The sequence below is a fragment of the Pararhizobium gei genome, from assembly GCF_029223885.1.
Classification (GTDB): Bacteria; Pseudomonadota; Alphaproteobacteria; order Rhizobiales; family Rhizobiaceae; genus Pararhizobium; species Pararhizobium gei.
The window spans coordinates 16,889-36,045 of the sequence record NZ_CP119411.1; the positions used below are offsets into that span (position 1 = coordinate 16,889).

At 61.0% G+C, this 19,157-nt stretch carries 12 protein-coding genes, 3 pseudogenes and 1 CRISPR repeat array; of the genes and pseudogenes, 8 read left to right on the plus strand and 7 right to left on the minus strand.

What is annotated here, in order from left to right; genetic code table 11:
- Window positions 1-57: 57 nt before the first annotated feature.
- Window positions 58-1,326 (plus strand): annotated as a pseudogene (locus tag PY308_RS23090) (methyl-accepting chemotaxis protein); the annotation flags it as partial.
- 131 nt (window positions 1,327-1,457) lie between these two features.
- Window positions 1,458-2,414, plus strand: a complete 957-nt coding sequence (locus PY308_RS22465; protein WP_275791592.1) for a cyclic di-GMP phosphodiesterase — start codon at window positions 1,458-1,460, stop codon at window positions 2,412-2,414.
- Window positions 2,415-2,626: 212 nt separating this feature from the next.
- Here PY308_RS22465 and PY308_RS22470 read toward each other — a convergent pair.
- A pseudogene (locus PY308_RS22470) lies at window positions 2,627-2,836 on the minus strand (integrase); the annotation flags it as partial.
- A gap of 1,060 nt (window positions 2,837-3,896) precedes the next feature.
- Window positions 3,897-4,718, minus strand: a complete 822-nt coding sequence (locus tag PY308_RS22475) for a WYL domain-containing protein (RefSeq protein ID WP_275791593.1) — start codon at window positions 4,716-4,718, stop codon at window positions 3,897-3,899.
- A 90-nt stretch (window positions 4,719-4,808) separates the two neighbouring features.
- On the opposite strand from PY308_RS22475, the gene PY308_RS22480 reads away from it, so the two are divergent.
- The 6 genes from PY308_RS22480 to PY308_RS22505 are packed head-to-tail and all read left to right on the plus strand — an operon-like array spanning window position 4,809 to window position 12,870.
- Entirely contained in the window at window positions 4,809-5,966 is a 1,158-nt protein-coding gene (locus PY308_RS22480; protein ID WP_275791594.1) for a Sec7 domain-containing protein, read from the plus strand.
- Window positions 5,963-6,811, plus strand: coding sequence for a type I-F CRISPR-associated protein Csy2 (locus PY308_RS22485; RefSeq protein WP_275791595.1), 849 nt, complete (start codon window positions 5,963-5,965; stop codon window positions 6,809-6,811). The genes PY308_RS22480 and PY308_RS22485 overlap by 4 nt, the downstream gene beginning before the upstream one ends.
- Window positions 6,804-7,892 carry a type I-F CRISPR-associated protein Csy3 gene (gene csy3 / locus PY308_RS22490; RefSeq protein WP_275791596.1) on the plus strand — a complete coding sequence of 363 codons (1,089 nt, stop codon included), beginning with the start codon at window positions 6,804-6,806 and terminating at the stop codon, window positions 7,890-7,892. Before PY308_RS22485 ends, csy3 begins: the two co-directional genes overlap by 8 nt.
- Window positions 7,889-8,539: a hypothetical protein gene (locus PY308_RS22495; protein WP_275791597.1), complete on the plus strand. Its 651-nt coding sequence runs from the start codon at window positions 7,889-7,891 to the stop codon at window positions 8,537-8,539. Before csy3 ends, PY308_RS22495 begins: the two co-directional genes overlap by 4 nt.
- Window positions 8,529-9,518, plus strand: a complete 990-nt coding sequence (cas1f, locus tag PY308_RS22500) for a type I-F CRISPR-associated endonuclease Cas1f (RefSeq protein ID WP_275791598.1) — start codon at window positions 8,529-8,531, stop codon at window positions 9,516-9,518. Before PY308_RS22495 ends, cas1f begins: the two co-directional genes overlap by 11 nt.
- On the plus strand, window positions 9,511-12,870 hold the full coding sequence (locus tag PY308_RS22505) for a P-loop NTPase family protein (protein WP_275791599.1): 3,360 nt from the start codon (window positions 9,511-9,513) through the stop codon (window positions 12,868-12,870). The genes cas1f and PY308_RS22505 overlap by 8 nt, the downstream gene beginning before the upstream one ends.
- 96 nt (window positions 12,871-12,966) lie before the next feature.
- A CRISPR array of direct repeats spans window positions 12,967-14,494; the repeat unit is 28 nt; unit sequence GCTACCCGCCGGATAGGCGGCTGAGAGA.
- A gap of 58 nt (window positions 14,495-14,552) precedes the next feature.
- Here the strand turns inward: PY308_RS22505 and PY308_RS22510 are convergent.
- The 5 genes and pseudogenes from PY308_RS22510 to PY308_RS22530 all read right to left on the minus strand — a co-directional run.
- Window positions 14,553-15,545 (minus strand): annotated as a pseudogene (locus PY308_RS22510) (transposase); the annotation flags it as partial.
- 74 nt (window positions 15,546-15,619) lie between these two features.
- Window positions 15,620-16,807, minus strand: coding sequence for a saccharopine dehydrogenase family protein (locus PY308_RS22515; protein ID WP_275791600.1), 1,188 nt, complete (start codon window positions 16,805-16,807; stop codon window positions 15,620-15,622).
- A 51-nt stretch (window positions 16,808-16,858) separates the two neighbouring features.
- Window positions 16,859-18,370, minus strand: a complete 1,512-nt coding sequence (locus tag PY308_RS22520) for an aldehyde dehydrogenase family protein (protein ID WP_275791601.1) — start codon at window positions 18,368-18,370, stop codon at window positions 16,859-16,861.
- Between the two features lie 63 nt (window positions 18,371-18,433).
- The gene (locus PY308_RS22525; RefSeq protein ID WP_275791602.1) at window positions 18,434-18,781 is read right to left on the minus strand and encodes a cupin domain-containing protein; all 348 of its coding nucleotides are present in this window, start codon (window positions 18,779-18,781) and stop codon (window positions 18,434-18,436) included.
- A gap of 24 nt (window positions 18,782-18,805) precedes the next feature.
- Window positions 18,806-19,156 carry a cupin domain-containing protein gene (locus PY308_RS22530; RefSeq protein ID WP_275791614.1) on the minus strand — a complete coding sequence of 117 codons (351 nt, stop codon included), beginning with the start codon at window positions 19,154-19,156 and terminating at the stop codon, window positions 18,806-18,808.
- Window position 19,157 lies beyond the last annotated feature (1 nt).

Below are 19,157 nucleotides of genomic sequence, written 5' to 3' on the forward strand. Positions count from 1 at the left end.
GCAGCGGGCGGCATCACAGCGATGTGGTTCGTCGCGCGCAGCATCGCGTTTCCCATCAAGCAGATGACGGCCGCCATGGGGCGGCTGGCGCAGAGCGACGTCTCCATAGAAATCCCCGGCCTCGACCGCGTTGACGAAATCGGCGCAATGGCCTCCGCCGTCTCTGTCTTCCGAGAAAACGCGATACAGAAAACGGCGATGGAAGAGGAAGCGCAGGCCAATCGTTCCATGAGCGAACGGGAGCGCCTGGAACGAGAAGCGGAAAAGGCGCGTGAAGCGGCGGAATCCCAGTTCGTTGTCGATGCATTGGCAAATGGGCTCCAGCGGCTCGCTGATGGTGACGTTGCTTATCGCATCGTGACACCCTTCGCCGCCCATCTCGATACACTGCGTCTCGACTTCAACAACTCGCTGACCAAGCTGCATGAGGCTCTACAGGCGGTCATGGAGAATGCCCGCGGCATTGACGGTGGTGCGAATGAAATTCGCTCCGCCGCCGATGACCTGGCAAAGCGGACCGAGCAACAGGCGGCCTCCGTCGAAGAAACGGCCGCTGCCCTGGAACAGATCACGACGACGATGCGGGACTCATCGAAAAGAGCGGAAGAGGCAGGCGTCCTCGTCTCACGCACCAGAGTTGGTGCGGAGAAAGCCGGCGAGGTGGTGCGCAATGCGGTGCATGCCATGCAGCAGATCGAGAAATCGTCCGGCGAGATCAGCAACATCATCGGCGTCATCGATGAAATCGCCTTCCAGACCAATCTGCTTGCGTTGAATGCCGGCGTGGAAGCCGCCCGCGCAGGAGATGCTGGCAAAGGCTTTGCGGTCGTTGCCCAGGAAGTACGTGAACTTGCACAGCGTTCCGCTGGTGCCGCCAAGGAAATCAAAGCACTCATCATCACGTCCGGAGAGCAGGTGCGCACCGGTGTCGCCCTGGTCGGCGAGACCGGGAAATCTTTGGAAGTCATGGTGGGAGAGGTCCAGCAGATCAATAGCCACGTCAACGCCATCGTGGAAGCCGCGCGGGAGCAGTCGATCGGCATCCAGGAGATCAACACCGCCGTCAACACCATCGACCAAGGCACGCAGCAGAACGCGGCCATGGTCGAGGAATCGACGGCAGCCAGCCACAGTCTGGCCGGCGAAGCAGATGCCCTGAACAGATTGATCTCGCAATTTAATCTTGGCGGTCAAGCGGTGAACCATCAACCGGTGCGGCTTGCTTCGAACAACCCGCGCCCGGTCGCGTCACCCGCAAAAGCCCTTGGACGCAAGATTGCAAGTGCGTTCGGCGCCTCTGCGGAACAGTCCTGGAAGGAGTTCTAAGCCACTCTGTCACCGGACATTCGTCGGCTCAGCGGTACCCCCTCCATCAGGCCAGCAGCCCCGCATTTTCAAAAATGCGTGGCACGCGGTGCTTAATCTCAAACGGTCGTTCTCATCCCAAGGTGAAGGAAATGCTGAAACGTATCGGTAAGGATCAGTTACGAATCGGAATGTTTATAGAGGCGTTGGAGGGCTCCTGGCTGGACACGCCGTTTGCCGGTCACCGCTACACGCTCGAATGCGAGGAGGAAGCGGCACGTCTCAGGAACAGTAACGTCTGCGGTGTGTTCATCAATACATCCAGAGGGCTGGATGTCTTGCCGGCGGTCGCGGGGCACTCCGAACCCGATGTTCCGGGTCAGGCGGTCAACACATCGTCGGCGTCGAGCGCTCGCAGGATCCGTATCCTGACCGCCGATAAAATCAAAAGAACCTCCGTCCTGCTGAAGAGTATCTTTGACGATGTGAGTGCCGGGGCTGCTGTTACTGTTGAAACGGTGTCTCCCGTAATTGAGGAAATTACCCAGTCGCTGGATGTCAATCCTTCCATCCTCATCAGCATGACCCGGATGAAAACAAAAGATGAGGCGACTTTCCTTCACTCCCTGGCCGTGTCGGCTCTGATGATACGCCTGGCGCGGCATCTCAAACTCGACGCGGCTCTTGTTCCAGTCTTGGGAATGAGTGGTCTCCTTCACGATATCGGAAAAATCGGCATGCCGATCGAGATTTTAACCAAGACCGGCGCCCTGACCGATGCGGAGATGGAACTCATTCGTCGCCATCCAGCCCTTGGGCATCACGTGCTCTCCCGTGGCAAGGGCATGCCGGACATCGTGCGCGACGTATGCCTTCATCACCATGAGCGGCTGGATGGAAAGGGATATCCCATGGGGCTTCTTGATGGGCAGATCAGCCTTTACGCAAGAATGGCCGCGATCTGCGATGTTTACGACGCCCTCACGTCAGCCCGGCCCTACAAAAAGCCTTGGACTTCCTTAGAAGCGGTGTCGTGGATGCTGGATACCAAAGGGGCGTTTGACCGACCGCTTTTGCGTGACTTCATCGATGGGGTGATCGCCGCCTGAAGCTTCGAGAACATCCAGCTGCGACCCTGAACTTTGCGGATCAGTTCGTCGGTTAAGATGAGCTGCTGGTGTTCGGGTAGCGGGAATTCAAGCGCCTTGTGTCATGACTTAATCTCGTGCGGGGCGAGCCGAAGTATTAAAGCCCGGAGGCTTTGGTCAGGTTCACCCTGAAACGGTCCCTGCGGCGCTGATAACGGCGGGTCATCTCTGCGGATCCAACTGCGTCCGTCCTCAGTCTGATCGGCCTTCAGATCGAGGCCGACGATCTCGGAGTGCCGAAGACCTCCAGCAAAGCCGACGAGCAGCATGGCGCGGTCGCTCAGGCCGCGCAGAGAGCCGCGATCAAGCGTCTCGACCATGGCGATTATATCCTCGGCCATGACCGCCGCCTTTTGGACGGGCCGCTTGGCATGGATGGGCCGGCGTCTGATGCTGACTGGCGGGGGAGGGCAGGCTGGTATTGTCGACCGACGACCGCGGGGCAAAATCATCGTCTTCGTCGGCCGTGCTGTCAGATGGAATGGAACTCTCCTGGACGCGATTTTCGGTGTTCTGGTCGATGATTTGGGCGATTTCTCTATGATGAGCAAAACATCCAATAATGCAAGATTATCGGATATAATTATCTGATGACATGACGTGCGGTCTACACAATATATCTATTATGAACCGCACGCTTCAGCTGGCCTGGACGGCATGGATTCGCAGTCTCGCTCCCCGTCCGCCAAAGCCCGCCTCGGCTTGGCCGTGCCGCCCTAGCGGCCTGGGCGGACCCGCGACGCGATCCGAGCGAAGGGGACGCCGCCTTTGCCGCTGGCATTGCCTTGAAATCAATTGATGATCATGATCCATGCGGTTCCGATTCAGCTGGATCCGCCGAAACGAGCATGACGCGGTTTGCTAACCGCGGCCGATTTCGATTCTCGCCCGACAGGAACGATAGCGTTGTGTTCCAGAACGCGGGCGCCAAAGCAGCGACCGATCGGCAACAAGTTCGGATAAGTTGGAGGAGCTGATCGGGTTGTGCGCCGAAGACTGAGCAAGTTTACCGGCCTGTTACTGTACGCGCATGGCCCTACCGGTCATCCGCGCGTCGTCACCGGCAACAGTTCGGTCGCTCCCCGGGTCGCTGCCACAGCACGAGGCGGCCCTGCTGGCTACAATCGTCTTCCTGCAACCGTTTTCCTGCGATAGGCTTTCAAAACTCTTCAACAACGATGTAAACCACGACATCATCGCCAGCCTACGGATGCCGGGCTTGCCCAGGCGGAACGGCGTTGAATACGAGGCGTTTCGGCAGAGGTGGACGTTGATCGGGAATAAGGTTGATCCTAGAGGCGTGCTCGTCAGGCGTCGAGCGAACGTTCTCAATTTATGCCTACAATGTTGCTGAGTGTTTGAAGAGGCGCAAAGACGCCCCAGCAATAGACCTGACCTGCTGGTCTCCGGATTGCAACTCGTTAATCGAGGAAGGTGCCAGATTCAAGGCTTTGTTCCTGGGAGGCGCGGGGTGCTTATTCGAACCGGTGGATTGTAGCCTTCCATCATGTCGTCGATCATGTATTGGACGAGGGCCTTTTTGACCCGCTCTGCCCGACGCCCTTGATCGTCGAGCCCGAAATCCAGCCGCACACCCGTGCGTTCGATGCCCTCTTCCGCGCTATCCTTCTCCTGCACGTCAATCTGCTGGACGGAATTCCACGCGTCATCGTGTTCCGGGCCGATATACTGGCCCGCGTTGGGCACAAGAATCGCATTAGTGATCCGGGACAAGACGAAATCACCGTACTGATTTTTCCCGTGATCAAACGCTCGCATATGTGTGCGGCCCACGATGCGCACGAGCGCATGGGCTGACACGACCCTTTCCTTGCTTCCGCTGCGGGAGTGATAGGTGATGCGCAGTGGCGTTTTCCTGCGGATCGACTTGATGACGAGCCGCATGATCCAGTGAGGAGGATCGCGTCGCAGGGATGGCAGTTCCACATACCGTGAACGATCGAGCGTTTCCTGAAGCCATCGGTGCAGGCTCGGCATTTTGGCAAATACAGGTTCTTCCGGAAATCGTCCGCCCTCTGCGACGGTCAGGCGGCCGCCTTTGACACGATCATTGGTGTCGCGCTCGAACACGGTGCCGCACACCGCCTCGAAAAGGTGCTCAAACTCAGCCTGATGACGCGAGACCGTGCCCTCGGAGACCCCGAACACCGCCTGATATGTGATCTTGTCGGCGGGACCGAACTCGCCACCATACCGCAGACAGGCTTCGATCCAGCCATACAGCACGTCTTTTCTTCCTGCCAAGCCAAAAAATCCTTCGTTTTGCAAATTATTGTCGTTTGACAGATATCTAACTTGCTATAGCGTTGCAACAACCAGTGCGGGAAGATTAAAATGGAAACTATACCGGATGAATATGATGGCGACGACGAGGCGACTATCAAGGAGGGTGTCGTTCTCTCCTTCAAGCTCGCGGGGCGGCTGATTGCGCCGGATGCCGTGCGGGACGAGTTTCGTCTCATGCGGAATCAGTTGAAAAATCCGTTGACCGCAGAGATTGCAGCGCGAATCTGCACGAAGAGCGGCACGCATCTTCTGAAACTGGTCAGTCCGCGCGTCGATGGCGATCATGCCGTTCTTCGGTTCGATCGGCCGGACGCCAATCATCGCGCCGCGATGCTTCCATCGACCAACGCTCCGGATATTCCCTTCTGCAAGGTGGTCTATCGCCCGCTCGAGATCATCGGTCATGCGTCTCTCTCGGTGGTCGAATATATCCGCAATCCGGACGAGCATTCAGAAGCCGTTCTGCGCGCCTTTGCGGAGGTGTTCGGGGCAGATGTGCTGGAGGCAATGCGCGCAGTGCTGCAATCGCCGCCGCAGTCGCCGCTCAAACTTGGCGCGGGGGAATTTCCGATCATCTTCATTCCGCGTCCATGCGGCGGCGATCTCCAGGTGACGCCGGTTGCACCGGCAACGGCCTTCATGGGGATGAAGCGGATTACGGATCCCTATTTCCAGAAGAAGCAAGAGAATGCCCCGCCTCCTCCGCGTGGCCGTTGGACCAAACAGGCCGTCAGCGCCAAGCCGCAGAACATCTCCGGGGCAATCGGAGGGCCACGGGTGCGCTTTCTGGCAACGATGCCGGCGGGGATGAGTCGGGAGGAGTCGGAACTGTATCGCTACGTACAGGGCGGCCGCTTTCCGCGCTGGCGTGATCAGGAAGCCGCCAAATGGGTGTTGGGCTACGCGGACAGGCTGGACGCGGATGCCGTCTATAACAACAGCAATACGCGCGCTGCTCTCGATCGGGCCGCAGAGCGCCTGATCCGCGAGGCGGAAGCGTTCATATCCGATATGGTTTACGACGCGTCTCATCTTGCCGGCCGTCACGGTCTTGCCGAGGGAAAGAGACAGTCACCGCCGGACCCGGCTTCTGTGCTCATGCAACTTCGCTGGGGCAGTGAAGACGACCGCGAACGCGCGCGCAAGACGCTGACCAGTCCGCATTTCGAACACATGCTTCGCCAGAGCGTCGGGGGTACCTCATGACAGAGTTTCGGGACCTGTATGTGGTGAAGGACATTCGCGCCAGCCGCGTGAACCTCATTATGAATGACTTTGCCGCGGGTCTTCCAAGCCCGCTCTCCTTTCTCGGTCTGGCAGATCTGCTGGCCCGTGAGCTGCGTCTGACACCGTGGAGCGCCGGCGTCATCCCGGTCCTGCACCGTGTGCATGTGTCGGAGGGGCGCACCAAGCCCGAAATGGAAAACAAGTCGGGGCTTTATGCGCCGATCGAAACCATCGAGGATATGGTCGGAACGGTCGATTTGTCCCTGCTGCTGCATCTGCCCGGATGCGACAGCGACAGCGCCCTTCGCGAGCAGATCCCGCATCGCCGCATCGCCGGTGGCCTGATCCAGAACGAAGCGTTCAAGGTCGAGGCCGTCACGCCCGACGGATCGGCGTTCCGGTCGCTGCGTCGCGGCTATGCCATGATACGCCCGGAACTGGCAGAACGCCGCCTGATCACCAGCGGCGATCAGGAGGGACTTGCCGCCGTCGCCAGAACGCTTTTCCCCGCAGAGCGCGAACCGGGCTTTGGCTGGATCGTTCCGGCTTCGATCGGCTACCACCTGCTGGAGGATCCCGCAACCGTGCCGCCGCGCATTCGCACCCGCAGCAAGACTGTGCCCCATGTCTTTGCGGAGCCGGTGCTGGGCATCGCCGAACTGGTGTCGGTCCGCAATGAAAGACTGACAGGGTTGAGTGCAACGGCGTTGAGCGCGCTGCTTTGGCGCTGGGAGGCGCGGGGCGATCTCGTGCTCGGCCATGCCACCTATCATCCTGAATCCTATCAACCCCATCCAACAGAGGAGTTACGCATCCATGGCTAAATCTACTGCCGCCTTGTCACTGGAAACTGGCATGCTCGCCTTCGCCCGCTCCATTCAGATCACCGAAGGCTTGTTCTATGCCACCTCTTCGCCCAGGCCTGAGCTGCAAACGCCGATCGAAATTCTGGAGAAGGGCGTTCGCGGACAATCCTCGGAGGATAAGGCCAGGAATCCCGGCTCGAGCAATCCGCAATCGGTGGAATATGCGATCGTGCCGCAGGGGCATGATGGCGTGCGGTTGGCCTTTTCGATCCGTTTCATGCCACTCGCCTTGCATCCGCATGCTTGCAACAACACCGATGTCGGTGCGGCCTATGAACGTCTGGCTGCTGCTTATCGCCAAGCGGGCGGCTTCCGGACGCTGGCGCTGCTTTATCTCTGGAATATCGCCAATGCCCGTTTCGCGTGGCGCAACCGTTTCCAGTCCGATCTGATGACTGTGGCGTTGGAGATGCGTGGCGGCGGTCGCCTGACCTTCAACCCCTTCCTGCTCAGCCTCGACCAACCAGCAACGCGGGATGATCTGGTTGCAGCTCTGGTGGAGGGGACGCCGGCAGCGCTGGATGAATTGATCGAGGGGATCGTCCACGGTCTCTCGAATGACAAGCACGAGGCCTTCGCCGTCAAGGTGGGCTGGAGCGCGGTCATGGAGCCAGGGCAGGAGGTATTTCCCTCGCAGGAATATGTGCGCGAAGAGAAGGCCGACGAGCGATTGAGCCGGGTTTTCGCCAAATTGCCGACGTTCCACGCGGGCCGCGACATCATGCAAGCCTCCATGCACTCCCAGAAGATCGGTGCCGCCCTGCGTCATATCGATATCTGGCACGGCAGCGAGATCCATGAGGCGCCAATTGCGGTCAACCCCTATGGCGGCGTTCAGGAAACCAGTGCCGTACTGCGCGATCCGAAATCGAAACGTAGCTTTTACGATCTGCGCGCCAAGGCCGCCGATCTCATTGCCGGCATCGAAGCGGCTGGGACGCCGGAGGAAATCTCCGGGGACGCGCATTTCGTGATGGCGAACCTGATCCGTGGCGGTGTCTTCGGGGCCAGCAGCAAAAAGGCGGAGGCAAACGGATGAGCGGATTGAACGAAGTGAAAGGGCGTTGCCGGGGCACCGCGCGTCTTTTGATCAAACCGGTGCGCGCTGTCATCGAACTGGGTGCGGCGCAGGATGTTCTTGCCGCCGCGTTGCGCGCCGTGCATCATGCCAATCGCCATGCCTCGCCGGAGGATTTCATTGCGGTTGCGCTTCCCATGATGCGGATGGGCCGGGACACCATGCTTCCCGGCGACGAGGTGGAACTGCTGGGTTCCGACGCATCCCTGCAAGCCCTGCTGGCGCTGGACGGCATCGTAACGCTGAGGCGGCGCGGCATGCTCACGGAGCCGGCGGTGATGGAGGCTTACTGCGAACCGGGTCTGGACGGTGTGGCCTATATTCGCGACCGGGCCTGTGAGAAGCACACGCCGGGCTGGGTACGACGCAGCCAGCGCCGCGCGGAAAAACGCGGCAAGCCACTGGGCAAGCCGGTGAAGCTGCGTGCCAACGATACCGAAACCCTGCTTCTGACCCATGGCGACACAGTTTTGCACATCCGCGAACAGTTGGGCACGGTTTCCGATGCGCCGCTGATGGTCAGCACCTACGGGTTTTCCGGGACAGCGGCGCCAGCCATTCTGCCGGTGCTGGCGCAATCGATGCGCGAGATCGACAATGCAGCATAAGGGCGGACCCCGTCTGCTTGTGACCGACCGGGAGGGCGCGCTCTATCTCGAGCGCGCCCGCATCCATGTCGAAGGCGACCGTATCGTCTACCATATCGAAGACGACGAGCATCGTCGGGAGTACAATATCCCCCATGTCAACCTCGCCGTTCTCTTTATGGGGCAAGGCACGTCGATCACCCAGAGCGCCATGCGCCTTCTGGGCGAGGAAGGCGTGCATCTGGCCGTTACCGGAAGCGGGGGCACGCCGCTGCATATGGGCGGGCTGACCACCTATACGGCAACCCGCCATTTCCGGGAGATGCTGCCGATCTATCTTTCGTCGGACCTTTCCCTGCAGGCGGCAAAGGCGATCATGCGAGATCGTATTGCCCGCATGCGCAAGATGGGCACAGCCGGAGCAACGCGGTGGCTTCAGGCGCGAGATTTCGCTCCTCTCAACAAAGCCTGCGCACGATTCGAGGCGGATCTCGACGGCTGTGTCGATATTGCGCAATTGCTGGGCTTCGAGGGTCACTTTTCCAAAGTCTGCTATGCCGAATTTGCCGCTCTTTCCAGCCTTTCAAAGAGGCAGGTCTTCCGGCGCGAGGCCGGTGAGGGCGAGGTGAAGGGATCGGCGCAGGCCCTTGACCCGATTCGACTCATCAATCGTCTGATCGATCATGGAAACTATCTATGTTACGGCATGGCGGGGGCAGCACTCTGGGCGCTCGGCATTCCGCCGCATATGTCGATCTTTCACGGCAAGACCCGTGCGGGCGGTCTGGTTTTCGATCTGGCCGACAGTTTCAAGGATGCATTGGTGCTGCCAGCCGCTTTCTCCTTTGCCAGAGCAAAGGATGCGAAGGAGGCGGAGCAGGGTTTCCGCGCCCGCCTTGTCACTGCGTTCGATGACCGGCAGATCCTCAAGGAAGCAATTGCCACTGTCGAGCGCATGATTGCGACGGCATCCATGAAAAAGGTGGTGGCGGATGCGTGAGATCATCGCCGTGTGTCGTTCCGAGAAGCAATCGCGCGAACGGGTGGCGCGCGTGCTGGATCGCTATTTCTGGCGGATCGGTGACCGAACCTGGCGGGGAAAGGCCACCAATGCTTGCCTGGATCGGGTTTCGAGCGAATTGCGCAAGCGCGCAACGCGCAATACGGCCGTCGTCATTCATGAAATCAGAAGCAGTGCCGAAAGCAGGAAGCCGCTAATCCGCATCGGCTCTCGCCTTGCCTTTTCCGATGAGGGCGTTGTGCCGATTGCGTCGCATCCGGCGGATTTCAAGCGCCATGCCGGCACCCTTCACGCCGCGCGCTGCGGTGCTGCCGCACTGGCCATTGCCGCCCTGTTTCACGATCTCGGCAAGGCCACGAACCTGTTTCAGGAAAAACTCCGGCGCGCACTGAACAGTGCTCCACCGCAGGCGGATGCCGTGCGCCACGAACTGTTTTCCGCAGCCGTCTGGGACCGGCTTTGCGGCAGGACGCCGGATGCGGATCTGGCCGCTGCCGTCCAGGGCATCGCCGCCGAGGCTATCGACCGGGCGTGTTGCGATGTGCGTCCGACGCTCAAGGACCTGCAATCGGCTGAGAAGCAGGTGCTGCGTTTCGATTTCATGGATCGCATCGGCGGCCTCGCTCATCTTATCGGCATGCTGATCCTGACCCATCATCGGCTGCCGGACGCAGACCGCAGCCATGTCGTGTTCCTGGCGGACCGCCATGTCAGGCGTGAAAGCGCGTTGAACCGCGATGTCGATCTGGCGATCGCACCGGGCACGCCGTTCTGGCATGAGACCTGGTGGCTGGAGGCCCTGCACGGGCAAGCGGCGCATCTGCGCGCCGATGCCGCCCCAAGCAGCGCCGATATCGCGCTTCGCGCATCGTTGATGTTTGCCGACCATCTCGGTTCGGCCAAAAAGACCACGCATGACACGCCTCCCGAGCATATGGCCAATACCGTGCGCGAGGAGGGATGGCCGGAGTCGAAACCGGGTGACAGCCTGTCGCGGCATGTGAAACGTGTCTATCAGTATGCCCGCTTTGCCCACGAGATGACCCATGATCTGCGGGATCGCTATCCCGCGCTCGATCAGGCGTCGCTGCCCGTCGATATTGCCTATCCGCAGCCATCGTCCAATATCCGTTTTGCCTGGCAGGCGGAGGCAGCCCTGGCGACGCGCAGCGTCTGCGCGCAGCGTGAGGGCGGCTTTTTCGCCGCCATACTGGCTGGAACGGGAACGGGAAAGACCCGCGGCGCGCCGACGATTCTGGCCGGGGCGGCCATGGCCGACAAACGCCCGGAACGGCGAATGCTGCGCCTGAGCCTCTGCCTCGGTCTGCGGGTACTGGCAACCCAGTCTGCGCGGGAATATGTGGAGGATCTTGCGTTCCGGCGCGAGGATGTCGCGGTCCTGATCGGCGATCCTCCGCTGGAATTTGATGACAAGACAGGTGGAGACGAGCCGCCGGTGGCAGAGCAGGGCAGTGAAAGCCGGATCCATCTGCCCGAATGGCTGCGGGTCGAGCATGTCAGCGGGGCGGTGCCGCAAGAGGGCAGTGCCGAAGAGGAAAACTGGCTGCGCAGCCTTTCGCTCGACACCGACAGGGGGCTTCCGGCTTTCCTCGATATGGTGCTGGAAAAGGCGGGAAGCGGTGCGAAAGACGGTCGGCGTCTCATTCAGGCACCGGTCATGGTGGGTACCATCGATCACCTGATGGGCGTGGCAGCGCCCGTCAATGCCCGCTTCCTCCTGCAATCGCTGCGCCTTCTGACCTCCGACCTGATCCTCGATGAAATCGATCAGTATGACGGCGAGGATCTGGCAGCGATCGGGCGGCTGATCTTTCAGGCAGGCGCCGCCGGTCGCCGCGTCATCGTCATGTCGGCCACCCTGACGCCGGATATCGCACAGGCGATGTACCAGGCCTATCGCCGGGGATGGGCCGATCACGCGCGCGCAACGGGCATTGCGCCGGACATCAATCTGCTTGTCTGCGGCGATACACCGGGATCGGTCTTTACCAATATCGGGCAAGAGACGCTTGACGATCTGTTGATGCACGCCCGTACGGCGATCCTTGCCGCAGTGCAGGCCGCACTGCCTTTGCGGCGTGGCGAAATTCTGCCGCCTTGCGAAACCTGGCGGGACCTTGTCAGCCAGATCGATCACGGCTGCTGTCGCCTGCACGGTGCGAATGCCGTTACCATTGACGGCTTCGAAGTGTCCATCGGGCTGATCCGTATGACCCGCATTGCCCATGCCACCGCGCTGGCGGTGCAGATGCGCTCCGGTGTGATCGGAGACCGGTTGCGGCTGCTGGTCTGCCTGCACGCCCGCCTGCCGCGGCTGCACCGGTCCTATATCGAAACCCGGCTGAAACGGGCGCTGACGCGCAAGGGCCGCGATCCCGATGCCGGGATGCGTGCGCTCTGTGAGGCCGAAGGCGTGTTCGACCGGGCACGAAGCGCCGGCGTGCGCCAGATCGAAATCGTCGTGGTCGCCTCGCCGGTCATCGAAACCGGCAACGATCTGGACTTCGACTATGCAATCCTCGATCCCATTTCCGTCCGTGCCATCATTCAGACGGCAGGCCGCGTGCGCCGCCATCGCGCCGCCCGCGGACAGGATGTCAACGTGCTCATTCTCGGCCGTAGCCCCATTGCCATGCAGGGCGGCAGGTTGCAGCGGCCCGGCGTTGAGACGCCGCCGGCAACGGAAACCGACTTGGACCGCATGGACCTTCTCGATGCCCATCCCGGTCGCAACTTTGCGGCGCTCGCCGGCGAGGCGGACTTTTCCACGATCAGCGCCGCGCCTCTGCTGGTTGCGCAGGCAAGCCTGTCCTTTCCCCTCAGGGATGCGGAAGCCAAACTGCGCGGCCGGATGATCTCCACCGATGAACGCGACCCGCTTGGCAAATATCTTGCCAAGGCCAATGCGCGCTGGAACCTCAAAATGACGAGGACGCGGCGCTTCCGGCGCTCGGGGACGCGGGAAGCCTTGTTCTGCAGGATCGGCGAGAGCCTTGAGGATTCGTCCTGGTATGTCGATCTCGCCCCCGGCACGCGCAACAGCGCGCTGCGTGAAGCGGGCAAGGAACTTTGCCTGTCCTGCGACCTGAAGTCCGTCGCCCGCCTCTTCATCGAGCTGACGGACAAGGCATGGATGGCGTTGTCCGGCGGTCAAGGGGAGATGGAGCGCGCCGACATAAAAGCCTGTTTTCAGGTTTCCGTGCCTACCTATGGCGATGACATCAAAATCGAAATGACGTACACGGAATTTACAGGCTTCACCCGTGGGAAAGCCGAGGATCTTTTTGGAGCCTTCGGAAAACGCAATTGAAAACAATATTTTAGATATGATCGTTGAGAATTTCATTTTAATGATGGTGGAGCCTTAACCGTTTCATAATGCTGTGCTTTTGTGGCAAAAGAAACCGCTACCCGCCGGATAGGCGGCTGAGAGAAGATCGGCCCTGTTACGCTTTACAGAGAGACGGCTACCCGCCGGATAGGCGGCTGAGAGACTTGTCGTCGGGATTGTGAAATACCTCGAAGCGCTACCCGCCGGATAGGCGGCTGAGAGACTCATCATCGCGCACGCCGAAACCAAGCCCTGGCTACCCGCCGGATAGGCGGCTGAGAGACGACAGGTCGCCGGCAATCACTATCTCACCATGCTACCCGCCGGATAGGCGGCTGAGAGACACGAGCGGCCGGCCTCAGCTTCATTCTACATGCTACCCGCCGGATAGGCGGCTGAGAGATTGCCGACGCCAGTGATTAGGCGTGACAGGTCGCTACCCGCCGGATAGGCGGCTGAGAGAAGCAGGTGTAGCCGATTGCCGCCAATGCATCGGCTACCCGCCGGATAGGCGGCTGAGAGAAGCTCGTAAATCGCGTTGAGTGTGTCCGGTGCGCTACCCGCCGGATAGGCGGCTGAGAGATCGATCGCCCCGAGATCCGCCTCGGGCAAAGGGCTACCCGCCGGATAGGCGGCTGAGAGATCGGCCACCGGAGCACCGGTCGCGGCGGCAGGGCTACCCGCCGGATAGGCGGCTGAGAGAAGTCCGGCATCATAGCCGGCGGGATTATGACCGCTACCCGCCGGATAGGCGGCTGAGAGAACCGGTTGGTATCGCGGCGCGTCCTCGGCCACGCTACCCGCCGGATAGGCGGCTGAGAGAACGGAACCGGCCTTCCGAAAAAGCAGGTCGATGCTACCCGCCGGATAGGCGGCTGAGAGACTTGCCGGGAAGGCCAAGGGCGGCGCTGAGATGCTACCCGCCGGATAGGCGGCTGAGAGATTCACCATTGCTTGCTCCTGATGATTGCGGTGGCTACCCGCCGGATAGGCGGCTGAGAGATTGACACGGATCGTCTCGACGTCCTGCCATTCGCTACCCGCCGGATAGGCGGCTGAGAGAGGGAAGCGGCCCGCGACCATGCCGGGTTGCACGCTACCCGCCGGATAGGCGGCTGAGAGATCGAACGGCAGTTGCTGCCACTGGTCACCTTTGCTACCCGCCGGATAGGCGGCTGAGAGAACGGGCAGGTTGAACCGGTCGGCGATCTCGCCGCTACCCGCCGGATTGGCGGCTGAGAGAGAGGTTTCTGGCACGCGCCTCACGCGCCTCAGGCTACCCGCCGGATAGGCGGCTGAGAGACGAATCTGCCGGTCCTCGTAATGGGAAAGGATGCTACCCGCCGGATAGGCGGCTGAGAGAATCTTTGCGGTCCCATTGCTTTCTGATGGGGAGCTACCCGCCGGATAGGCGGCTGAGAGACTCGGGATCTTCTTTCAATGAGGCATGCAGATGCTACCCGCCGGATAGGCGGCTGAGAGAGCAGCGAAGTCACTGTTTGCGAGGATGTTGACGCTACCCGCCGGATAGGCGGCTGAGAGAAGCCCTCCGACTGTCTCAGTGCGCAAGACCCCGCTACCCGCCGGATAGGCGGCTGAGAGATGTCTGATGAGACCTGTGCGCGGGAAGAACTTCGCGTTGATTTTATTTGATCTTTTCGGCTGCTGCCGCGTTGCCGGGGGCTTTGGGGGTCGCAGAAGTATATCTCAAGGCCCGTGTCGATGCGGAGTTGAGCATACTGAGCCATCTCCGCGCCCTGATCCCAGGTCAATGATCTACGAAGATGTGCCGGTAGCTCCATGATGGTCCCGGCGATCGCGTCGCGAACAGCTTCGGCACCATGCCCGGCAAGCGCTGGGCCGTTTTTGACAGACTTGTCCATCCCATGACGCTCCATGCGTGGCAGGTGGAGGAGCATTGTGAATCATGTCGTCCGTTCGACCAGCGTACCAATTGCTGAACTGCCGAGACCGAGAATAGGATCACCCTCCCAATGACCAGGCACCGCTCTTTCGCCGATCTCGGACGGACGATCGCTGATCATCAACGCATCAGTCAGGAAGGATTTGCCACGGTTACGAGCACGTTCGCGAGGCAACCGCAGCGCTCGCCCGGAACGAAGGCAAGCCGATAGTGCCCGCTTCAAGGCGCCACGGCCCTGAGTGTAGAGCGCTAGATGGCTTCATGGCGTCGGGTCCTCAGGGAAGTCCAGCGTCAGACGCCGCGCAATCTGTTCCGGATGCGGTAATGGCCCGATAGTCGAAGTCTCCGCCCCGTGTCGCCGAATTGCGCCTGATCTCGCGGGAGATCGTGCTGGGCGCCCGTCCCAGCTTACGCGCGACAGCACGCACCCCGTGCCCCGAGCGCATTCCAAAGCGATTTCTTCCCGTTCTCGGAACGACAGGTTTCGACCTGTAACTGGTGCCGATGCGGGCGAAAAATGTGTTGGAGGAATGCCACCTGAACTCCGAAACCACCGGATTCCAACAGGGCCGGAGACACCGGCTTCGACTGCGGCGTCTTCACTGGACGGACCTGCCGCCACTCCTCGCCAGAACCGGCACAGGTTCTCACGCTGCCACACAGCTGGCCGACCTGGCGAGGACAATTTGCGTCGTGGTGAACGTTCTGATTTCCATCTTCCCGTCACCATAAACACCTCCAAGTTTGGGGGTGTTGCGGCGACCGGTTGAATCTGCCCGGCTTTTCACCAGCGTGTGGATGGCGTCATGATCTTCTGATCGAGATCTGGAACCGGCGCTTCTCCAGCTCCTGGAAATAGGTCGCAACGTCGAAATACTCCTCCGGCGCCCAGACGCCCGGCTTTCTGGTATTGGCAAGGATCAACTGCGCGGCGATCGAGCCATTCATGGACGTGCAGGCATCGACATAGGACGCATAGAGCGCATCGGGCTTGACCACCACTTCGACGGTGACCGTCTTTTCAACGCCATCCTTGCGGCCCTTGCCGATCGCGAAGTGGATCTCGTGGCTGTCCTGCGCCGGGATCCTCTTGGCATTCTTCTTGATGTTGCGCTCGATCACCTTGTTCAGCACATCGAGTGGACGAACCTTGACGCCCCCGACCTCGATCGGATCGTTGAAATCTCCGAAACCGGCCTTGACGAGCCCTACCCAGGCCTCGTGCTCGCGATGCGGCAGGTGTAGCTTCCAGGAAAATTCCTGAATGCCCTTTTCCTTGATGCCGTCGGCGAGTGGGACCGTCAACTGCTCGGAGTGCGGCGAGTGCATGAACTCGCAACGCCCCCAGGGTTCCGGCAGGTCGAGAAACTCGCTGCCGCTCATGGGCGGGCACGTGACATGCTTGCCGCCGTAGAACTGCGTGCTTTCATGGGCATATTCCGCCAGCACCGTCGAGACGCTGTAAGGCGGAACGAGAACCGGGTTCTCGTCGCCGACCAGTTCGGCCGCCCAGTAGAGGTTGATCTTGTCGATCTCGTCGAGCTCGTCGGCGACCGCCCGGCAGATGACGTTCGACATGCCCGGATCGGCGCCGACACCGATCACCGCAGTCACCCCGGCGGCCTTGAAACGCTCATGCTCGGCCAGCTGCTTGACCGTAAATGTCCCCAGCCCGCCGAGGTCGATATAGACGACCTTGGCGGCAAGGGCCGCCTCGAAGATCGCCATCTGGAAACCGAGCAGGGTCGGCACGCAATTGATGCAGATGTCGGCACCTTCGATCGCCGCCGCAAGCGCCGCAGGATCGGTGACATCAAGGTCGATCAGGTTAAGGCGCGCATCGCCAAGCTCTTCTTTCAGCGCTTCCATCTTGTCGCGCGCCGCATCGCAGACGCGAATTCCTGTGATATCGACGATGGCGCGATCGGAAACGAGATCGCGGACGATACCGGCTCCCATGAAGCCGGCGCCGCCGAGAAGGGTGATGATCATATCGAGAGTCCTCTTGTCATGAAATCAGTTCGGGTCGGTCGACAGACGAGCTCATGCGTGCTTGCGGCCACCGGTCTCGAAGAACCAGTCATCGGGATAGGGATACCACCAGTCCTGCCGCACCGGCTTGTGGTCGATGATGACCATCTTGGAGCGCCGAAACGTATCAAGACCCAGCCGGGACAGTTCGCGGCCGATACCGGATTTCTTCCAGCCGCCGAAGGGCAGCGCGTCGTTGTCGATCAGCGGATTGTTGACCCAGACCATGCCCGCCTCCAGCCGCTCGGCCGCCTCCATCGCCTCTTCGAGCGAGGTGGTAAAGACCGAGGCGCCGAGGCCGAATTCGCTGTCGTTCGCCCTTTCGATCGCTTCGTCGAAATCCGCCACACGCATCACGGCTGCCACCGGACCGAAGCATTCCTCCTGCATGATCGCCATGTCGGAGGTGCAGCCGGTGAGAATGGTCGGTTCATAGAACCAGCCGACCGGCTCCGACGGTGGTATGCGTCCGCCGATTTCGACCTTGGCGCCCTTGGCGACGGCATCCTCGACCAGCCTGATAACCTTGGCACGGGCAGCCTCCGAGACCAGCGGGCCGATCTCAGCCTTACTCAACCCGTGGCCAATGCGCAGGCGTCGGGTCTCGGCGACGAACCTGGCGATGAAATCGTCAAACACGGCATCGACCACGAAGAAACGCTCGGCCGAGGTGCAGACCTGGCCGGACATGTGGAAGGCGGCAGTGACCGCACCCGCTGCCGCGACGTCCAGAGGGGCATGGGCGGAGATGATCATCGGGTCGGAACCGCCCGCCTCGATCACCGCCGGCTTCATCCGACCGGCAGCGGCCATGGCCACCGCCCGGCCAGCGGCAACGGAGCCGGTGAAGGCGACGGCATGGGTCTTCGGCGAGGCGATCAGCGCTTGCGCCAGCGCCACGCCGCCCGGCAGGCAGGTAATCAGGCCCTCCGGCAGATCGGCAAAGACCTGCATGAATTCCAGCGTCGAGAGCGTGGTGGCCGGCGCCGGCTTGATAATGCAGCCATTGCCGGACGCCAGCGACGCGGCCACCGTCCAGCACATCAAAAGGATCGGGAAATTGAACGGCATGATGTGGACGGACAGACCCAGCGGTTCGTAGCGGGCAAACTGGAACGAGCCGGCCTGGGTGGTGCCGGCGACCTTGCCGGCCTCGTCGCGCGCCATCTCGGCGAAATAGCGGAAGGCGCCGGCGCAATTGGCGACTTCGCCGATCGCTTCCGGATAGGGCTTGCCCATTTCCCGTGACATGATCTCCGCGCAACGCCGCATGTCGGTGGCCTCGATGCGGTTGGCGATCTTGTGTAGGAGGGTGGCGCGGCTTTTGGCGTCCAGCTTCTTCCACTTGCGCTGCGCGATCGTTGCGGCATCCAGCGTCATGGACAGCTCGTCTTCCGTCACCTCGGTGATCACCCCGACCGTCTCGATTCGGGCTGGATCGATGACATCGATGCTCCGGCCGAGACTGGGGCGATAGTCTCCCGCCGCGAAATAGCTGGGCTTGGAAATGTCGAAACGGATCATGGCATCCTGCCTGCTTCAGAAGTTCAAGGAGATCGGCGCGTCCGAAGATAGGCGCGCCGTCACTTAGCGGATCATGTAGACTTTCTTGATCGTCTCATGGACGGTGCAAACGCCCTTCCAGTCCTTGGGGAAGAAGGCGGCGGTGTCCGGCGTGATCTCGATCACCTCACCAGACTCATGCACATAGGTGCCGCGGCCTTCGAGGAAGTGGCAGAATTCATCACGGGTCACATGGCATTCCCATGTGCCGGGCGTGCAGATCCACAAACCGCATTCGCTCTCGCCATTCGGGCCTTTGTGGATCAGCCGGCCGGAGACCTGGCTGACGCCTTCGATCATTGTGGGGATGGTGCCCCAGTCGACCAGGTCGGTTTGCGCGAGCGGATTTTGCATCAGGGGTGCAGTGGTCATTGTCTTGTCCTTTCGAGCGACCGTTCAGGCCAGCATATAAATATTGCGCATGGTCTCGTGGACCGTGCATTCGCCGGTCCAGCCGGCTTTGAACATTACCGCCGTCCCGGCGGCGACCTCGATCACCTCGCCGTCGTCGGAGCGGTAGGTCGCTGACCCGGCAACGAAATGGCAAAACTCGTCGCGCGGGATCGACAGCCGCCAGCGACCGGGCGTGCAGACCCAGATGCCGGTTTCCGGCTGGTTGTTAGGCCCCTTGAACAGCAGGCGTCCGGTCGATGTCGACGTGCCTTCGATGGCATCCGACTGCACGCCCCAGTCGACGAGATCGTCAAACGTGGTCGCGCCATGGATATGCGGCGCCGTCGTCTTCAGG